The 6,697-nt window shown below is 50.1% G+C and carries 5 protein-coding genes and 1 pseudogene; 1 reads left to right on the plus strand and 5 read right to left on the minus strand.

Annotated features, from left to right (window positions below):
• Positions 1-40 precede the first annotated feature (40 nt).
• Genes PSI22_RS18195 through PSI22_RS18215 form a run of 5 tightly spaced genes read right to left on the minus strand, consistent with a single transcriptional unit; the run spans position 41 to position 5,178 of the window.
• On the minus strand, positions 41-1,324 hold the full coding sequence (locus PSI22_RS18195; protein WP_273580969.1) for a 4-aminobutyrate--2-oxoglutarate transaminase: 1,284 nt from the start codon (positions 1,322-1,324) through the stop codon (positions 41-43).
• Between the two features lie 36 nt (positions 1,325-1,360).
• Positions 1,361-2,113, minus strand: a complete 753-nt coding sequence (locus PSI22_RS18200) for a cache domain-containing protein (protein WP_273580970.1) — start codon at positions 2,111-2,113, stop codon at positions 1,361-1,363.
• 36 nt (positions 2,114-2,149) lie between these two features.
• Positions 2,150-2,905: a FadR/GntR family transcriptional regulator gene (locus PSI22_RS18205; RefSeq protein WP_273580971.1), complete on the minus strand. Its 756-nt coding sequence runs from the start codon at positions 2,903-2,905 to the stop codon at positions 2,150-2,152.
• A gap of 53 nt (positions 2,906-2,958) precedes the next feature.
• Positions 2,959-3,732: a nuclear transport factor 2 family protein gene (locus PSI22_RS18210; RefSeq protein ID WP_254850362.1), complete on the minus strand. Its 774-nt coding sequence runs from the start codon at positions 3,730-3,732 to the stop codon at positions 2,959-2,961.
• A 15-nt stretch (positions 3,733-3,747) separates the two neighbouring features.
• Positions 3,748-5,178, minus strand: a complete 1,431-nt coding sequence (locus PSI22_RS18215; RefSeq protein WP_273580972.1) for a gamma-aminobutyraldehyde dehydrogenase — start codon at positions 5,176-5,178, stop codon at positions 3,748-3,750.
• Positions 5,179-6,259: 1,081 nt separating this feature from the next.
• Here PSI22_RS18215 and PSI22_RS21555 point away from each other — a divergent pair.
• Positions 6,260-6,418 (plus strand): annotated as a pseudogene (locus PSI22_RS21555) (colicin Z C-terminal domain-related protein); the annotation flags it as partial.
• Positions 6,419-6,697 lie beyond the last annotated feature (279 nt).

Here is a 6,697-nt window from a genome sequence, read left to right on the forward strand (position 1 = left end):
CAGCTCATTTTGGGTTAATCCCTCCTTAGTTACCCTCCGGTTAAACGGCGGTACGGTTCAGATCGAGCAGCACAGACTCCAGAACGTTGAGCGCCTCGTCAAAAACATCATTTTGTATAGTCAGCGGTGGAAGAAAACGGATCACGTTACCGTGTATACCGCACGTCAGCAGAATCAGACCCCGCTCCAGCGCTTTCTGACGCACCGCGTTGGTAAAGCCGGCATCGGGTTCCTGACTGTCCGCACGGTTAAACTCTACCGCAATCATCAGCCCGAGCCCACGCACGTCGGCAATCTGCGGGACGCGCGGTCGCAGTTCATGCAAGCATTGTTTTAGCCGCTCTCCCAACTGCGTCGCACGCGCAGCCAGCTTCTCTTCTTCGATCACATCCAGCACCGCATGGCTAGCCGCAATCGCCACCGGGTTACCTCCATAGGTTCCCCCCAAACCACCCGGTACTACCGCATCCATCAGCTCTGCTCGTCCCGTTACAGCCGCCAGCGGGAATCCCCCCGCCAGACCTTTTGCCATCGTGGTCAGATCGGCCGTAACCTCATGATGTTCCATAGCAAACAGTTTGCCCGTACGCGCGAAACCGGTCTGGATCTCATCGGCAATGAGTACAATACCGTAGCGATCGGCAATTTCACGCAGGGATTTGAGCAGTTCAGGAGGCGCAGGATAGAAACCACCTTCTCCCTGTATCGGTTCGATGATGATGGCAGCGACACGCGTCGGCTCAATATCGGTTTTGAAGAGATTATCCAGCGCGTTCAGCGTCTGTTCCACGCTGATACCGTGCAGCTCGACCGGAAACGGAATACGATAAACGTCGCTAACTAGCGGGCCGAACCCCATTTTGTACGGCACAACTTTGCCGGTTAATGACATACCGAGGAAAGTACGGCCATGAAAAGCGCCGCTGAAAGCCACCACGCCGCTACGCCCAGTAGCGGCACGCGCGATCTTCACGGCATTTTCTACTGCCTCAGCCCCAGTGGTAACAAAGACAGTCTTCTTCTCAAAATCACCCGGCACCAGACGGTTCAGTCGTTCGGCTAGCGCTACATAATTTTCATAAGGCACTACCTGATGACAAGTATGGGTAAACTGTTCCAGCTGCTCTCTGGCTGCGGCAATGACGCGCGGGTGGCGGTGGCCGGTATTCACCACGGCGATACCGGCGGCAAAATCAATATAGCGTTGCCCCTGAACATCCCAGATTTCAGCATTTTCCGCACGCTCAACATAAACTTGAGTGGTCACGCCAACGCCTTTTGCAATAGCCGCGCTGCGCCTTTTAGCTAACATAGATTCAGTCATAAATAAAAACTCCTGAGCAATCTGAATAAGTGGGCTTCAGCAGACAAACGCCCTGTGTGATTCAGTGTGTGATGACGGCAAAATCACCAGACGCAGTGAAGGGACTTCGCCATCGGCCGACCGGTTAACGCTTTGGCTCTTCAATAACGAACCTGAACGCACTCCCGGCACTGTCGAAGTCACGACACGCGCATCGTCATTAATAATCAATGCTGGCTTACCGATAGCGCCCAGAGCCGGCAGAAGTAACCGATCTAACGTCGAGACCAGCATATCCACCGCCGCGACACCAACAAACTCCTCACCAATAAGCACCGGATGGGCTATCGTAATCGTGTAGGCGCCATTGCAGACATAATCCACATAGGGGCCGTCAATGACAGGAAGATGACAGTTGGCTGGCTGCCGGAACCACTCAAACAACCGGAAATCCAAGCGCCTGCGCAGCTCCTGATTGTGTTCCAGCGGTGCATACTGAATGGTATCCCCTTCCTGACGCCACCACTCCAGCGTCCAGTACCCCCCCTCCTCCTCAACCGTTTTCGTGACTGCATAACTGGCAAATCCCGCCCCGTTACACCAGGCGTTATTACGCAGTACATCGTGGATATATTTTTGCAATGCGCCGCGTTGCTCCCGCGCCAAGCGGACACCTGCCGTATGATATAACGGCAGCGCCAATAGAATACGCGCTGTCTTATCCGCTAGAGCGGCGGTGGCCTGCTGCGCCGTGACCAGAATATCGTCCAGGATGCTCCTGGCCCGTTCTACGTGTATATCGTTGTACATATGCCTCCCCCCTCTCCTGGGATGAATGCAGCCGTGTTACTCGCGATCAGATCTCTGCAAGAATGGCGCATCAGTATCCACACGCAATTTGCATTCAAGCAGGTAGTCAGTAATTTGGGTAATCATCTTCTGCGCCAACTGGTAACAGGCTAGGTCATCACCCTTATACAGAGCAGCCAAGAGTGTACGCCAGGCGGTGGTAACCTCGCTGTGAACGGCAGCCTCTCGGTACAGAAGCCCCATCAAAGGCATCCATTCGGCCTGAATTTCCAGCTCCTGATTGGCAAGCCTAGCCGACTGTGACTGAGATGCCAGGGTTAACAGACAGCGCATATCTGTCTGAATACGGGCATCCGGTTGCGTCGCGGCCGCAAAGCTGTCGATCAGTTGCCCAAGCTTTCTCAGTTCACCCGGTGTTGAACGTTGAGCCGCAAGCCTCGCGCTGTGGCCGATCACGGCACAGTGAAACTCGCTGAAATCCGCCAGTTCACCTGAAGCCATCAGCCGCAACGGGTGATATTTCCGCATTGTCTCAACAGGAACCTGACACACAAAACTACCACCATGACGTCCGCGCCGAGTATCGATCAACTGCCTGGCGCGCAGCGTATTCAGGGCGTCACGAACAGTTACCGGTGACACACCTAACAGCCGCGACAGCTCGTTTTCGTTAGGCAGCTGCTCATCAGTCTGTAATATCCCGGAGATGATCGCGTTACTTAAACGTTCGACAACCTGTTCAGTCCGGGTAGCCTGATCGAGCGGTGCATAGATGATGGAATATTCCGTCATTCTCTAGTTCCTGATTGAAATAGCATCGGATTTCAGCATGTCGGCAAACAACGTTAAAAAATACCGTGGCGATGCAGCGCTTGCGCATCTTCCGGTACCGGAGTGATAGCATCCCAAAGTTCAGCCACTTTGCCGTTCTCAATACGCCATAGCTCAAAGTAGCTGTGACGTGCTCCGGCAATACTCCCCTCCGAATGGCTCAGAACAAACTGCCCGTCAGCGACTGTACGGTGGATTTTTGCATAATGCAGGCCCTGCCCTTCATCCTTGAGTTGCTTAAGAAACGCAATGACCGCAGCCGTACCATCGGGAATATCGGGGCTGTGTTGGCGAAACTCTTCACCATTGGTGTAGTTTCCAAACTCATCATAGTGTCCTTCGATCAAGGTACGGGTGAAAAAGTTAACCACCAGCTCGCGGTTCTTCTCTCTGTCATGGCTATAGCCCGTTTCAGTCGGGCCGTCTAACTGAGTTCGGCCACTGGCGTTAGGCGCGGACTGCGGCACTAAGCCGTCCCAGTGCTCCACGATTAAACCATCGGCAACCCGGTACAGATCGAAACCGACCAACGGCTGCTCGTCTAATCCCGTAAAACGGCCGTGAATAGCAACTAGGTCACCATCCTGTAGTACACGATACATTTCATGGTGCAGTTCAGGATGTGCCTGAACCCGCTCACGCAATCCGGCAAGACCCTCTTTAACCAATGGGGAATGTTCGATGAAATTCGGCGCAAAATAACGTTCAAGCGCCCCCGCATCACGGTCAGTAAACAGCTCGTGGTGCGCGCGCGACACCAAGTCACGTGAAGATCTATTTTGATCCATTATGGGCGTCCTGTATTAGTCGTTGGAACTCATCACGTGTTTGATACGCGTATATTCATCGAAACCATAAGCCGACAGATCTTTACCGTATCCAGAGTTCTTGAAGCCGCCATGAGGTGCTTCTGCCGTGAGAGGAATATGGGTGTTAATCCAGACAGTTCCAAAGTCAAGCTCACGAGACAGGCGCAACGCGCGACCATGGTCGCGGGTCCAGACACTGGAGGCCAACCCGTATTTCACATCGTTAGCTTTCTCGATAGCATCCTGTTCTGTTAGGAACTTCTGTACTGTGATAACAGGGCCAAAAATTTCGGTCTGAATCATTTCATCGTCCTGCTCCAAACCAGTAATCACCGTAGGTTCAAAGTAATATCCCGAACGATCAGCCTCACGGCCTCCTGTTTCGATACGGGCATGAGCGGGCAGACGTGCAATGAACCCTTTGACCTGCTCCAACTGGCGAACATTATTAAGCGGCCCATACAGCGCCTCTTTATCTTCCGGATCGCCAAAACGGGTGGCTTTAGCTGCCGCCACCAGTTTAGTGATGAAAATATCGTAAACAGATTCATGCACCAGCACACGTGAAGCTGCCGTGCAGTCCTGACCAGCGTTGAAGTACCCTGCGGTAGCAATGATCTCCACGGCTTTGTCCACATCTGCATCGGCAAAAATAACCACCGGCGCTTTGCCACCCAGCTCCAGATGCGCTCTGGTGAGATTAGCTGCCGCCGAAGATGCAACCTGCAAACCGGCACGTACGGAACCGGTGATGGAAACCATAGCCGGCGTTTTGTGTGAAACGACCAGGGAACCCGCGCTGGCATTACCCAGCACCACGTTGAAGGTGCCGGCAGGGAAGAACGGAGCAGACAGTTCAGCCAGCAACAGAGTACTCTCCGGCGTAGTATCGCTCGGTTTAAGCACCACGGTATTACCTGCTGCCAGAGCAGGCGCTATCTTCCACACCGCCATCATCAACGGATAGTTCCATGGAGTAACCTGCCCTACCACACCCAGCGGTTCACGCCGGATACTACTGGTCATATCAGAAAGATATTCCGCTGTAGCCTTGCCTTCCAAAAAGCGAGCTGCACCGGCGAAGAAGCGGATATGATCCACCGACGTCGCAATCTCCTCGGAGGCAATCAGGTGCTTGAGCTGCCCTGTATTGCGGCTTTGCGACTCAATCAGACGTTCAGCGTTTTTTTCCACCGTATCAGCCAGCGCTAGCAACGCCTGCTGACGTGCCGAGGGTGTACTGCGTCCCCATATTTTAAATGCCTCTTTAGCCGATGCATAAGCATCATCAACATCCGCTACAGTCGCGTTAGGAGAACGCGCATAAGATTCACCAGTGACCGGGCTTACCAGATCAAAATATTCGGAACCTTTAGACTCAATATACTGACCATTAATGAAATGCTTAAGCGTTGGTACCGGCATGATTACCCCTCGATGGATTAAATGCATAAAATATAACCTATGATTTAATATATTTAATAGTTGCATTTTCGTCAAATTTGTAGCAAAAATGTAAAATAAAGAGAGTATTCAGATACATACATATAACTTTTTGCATTTCCATCAGGAAAAAATATGTAGATCTGTGAGCAAGATCGAGGATCTTATATTTGACGGACTGGATAGTACGAACAAACTGAACAGCGTGTGTGTCTAGGCTATCGATGAAATCCGGGTAAACTCATTAATGATATTTTGAGGGGTGCCGCTGGCGTACATCCTTGCGTACACCGAATTTAGGAGCACACTGGGGATCCGAGTTGAGTAAATCTACCCAGTCGCCCAGGTAGGCCCCTTGTATCGGCGGATGAAGAGCAGCTATCCCAGTCACATTGGATGAGCCGCCTCCATGCCCTAAAGGGAATCTAAAAGTCATTCCTTTCGGTGTAAATTATCCTTCAGGGGGTGTCGGGGCTTTGCCCTGACCAAGAGCTTTGTAACAACGACTGTGTGCAGGCGGTGCTACAAAACACATCTTGTCCCGGATTTGACTAGTCTTTTTCGCCCTTCAAATGGATAGAAATCTCCGCAGTAGATCCCCTCAAATTCGCACACAGAAGCTCTATAAGCGACGTCATATCATCATGGTAAATACGTCTCTACGGCGTTCCTATGATGTTTAAAACAGATGATCGCACACTCCATCAAAAACTTTTTTCAGTTTGTAGAACTGGCGAAAAAGAAATCCTAGGGATTATTCCACTAAATTCATTCCCTTTTACTCATTTTGTTCTACCAACTGTTATAATTTAGGATTATCGGAACAATATTTATTCTGTAATAAAATACCCTGTTGGTCATAATGCTTATCAATCAATGAATTTCATTGATTAAGTAAATTTTTATCTTGGATAGATTTAATCTATAGGAGATAGGTATGCCTTCAAGACAAGTTTATGCGCCTCCCGGTTTTTTCGGTCCGTGGATAGATTTACAAGGATGGGGCGGCGGCCCACACACAATTCGTTATAGCTTTGATACGAACTCGTAGGCTCCATCAACATTTTCTGTCGAGATTAATTATATTGATGAGCCAACATCGAAAACAATTCAAACCTTAGGGCCAGGTGAATACTTAGTTGTTAGTAAGGGCGGTGCTGGTATTGACAGGATTAGGTGTCGAAGTCATAGTATTGGTCAAAACGTGATCGTTTCTTGGTAGCCAGATGGTGATGGTATCGTATGTACGAGGGTCGTTGACGACCCTCATTTGAGGTCTTATATGATTAAGCCGAGATTGTTGTACTTCATTTTTTTTATTTTTTTCTTGTTTGGATGTATTCAACGAGAATCTCAAGACTTCTTGATGTTTAAAGTATCAGATACTGAGTTTTTTAATCTCAAACCACAATGTGTAAATGATGTTATATATGCAGGGGAAGATGAGGTGGGTAATGATTATATCGATATACATGTAAAAAAAAATGAATATTGTTTGGGT

It is taken from the genome of Xenorhabdus aichiensis (genome assembly GCF_028598775.1).
Lineage (GTDB): Bacteria > Pseudomonadota > Gammaproteobacteria > Enterobacterales > Enterobacteriaceae > Xenorhabdus > Xenorhabdus bovienii.

Excerpts from the sequence above, each read along its gene's own strand:
- PSI22_RS18195 (WP_273580969.1), bottom strand. The coding sequence starts at position 1,324 with ATGACTGAATCTATGTTAGCTAAAAGGCGCAGCGCGGCTATTGCAAAA.
- PSI22_RS18200 (WP_273580970.1), bottom strand. The coding sequence starts at position 2,113 with ATGTACAACGATATACACGTAGAACGGGCCAGGAGCATCCTGGACGAT.
- PSI22_RS18205 (WP_273580971.1), bottom strand. The coding sequence starts at position 2,905 with ATGACGGAATATTCCATCATCTATGCACCGCTCGATCAGGCTACCCGG.
- PSI22_RS18210 (WP_254850362.1), bottom strand. The coding sequence starts at position 3,732 with ATGGATCAAAATAGATCTTCACGTGACTTGGTGTCGCGCGCGCACCAC.
- PSI22_RS18215 (WP_273580972.1), bottom strand. The coding sequence starts at position 5,178 with ATGCCGGTACCAACGCTTAAGCATTTCATTAATGGTCAGTATATTGAG.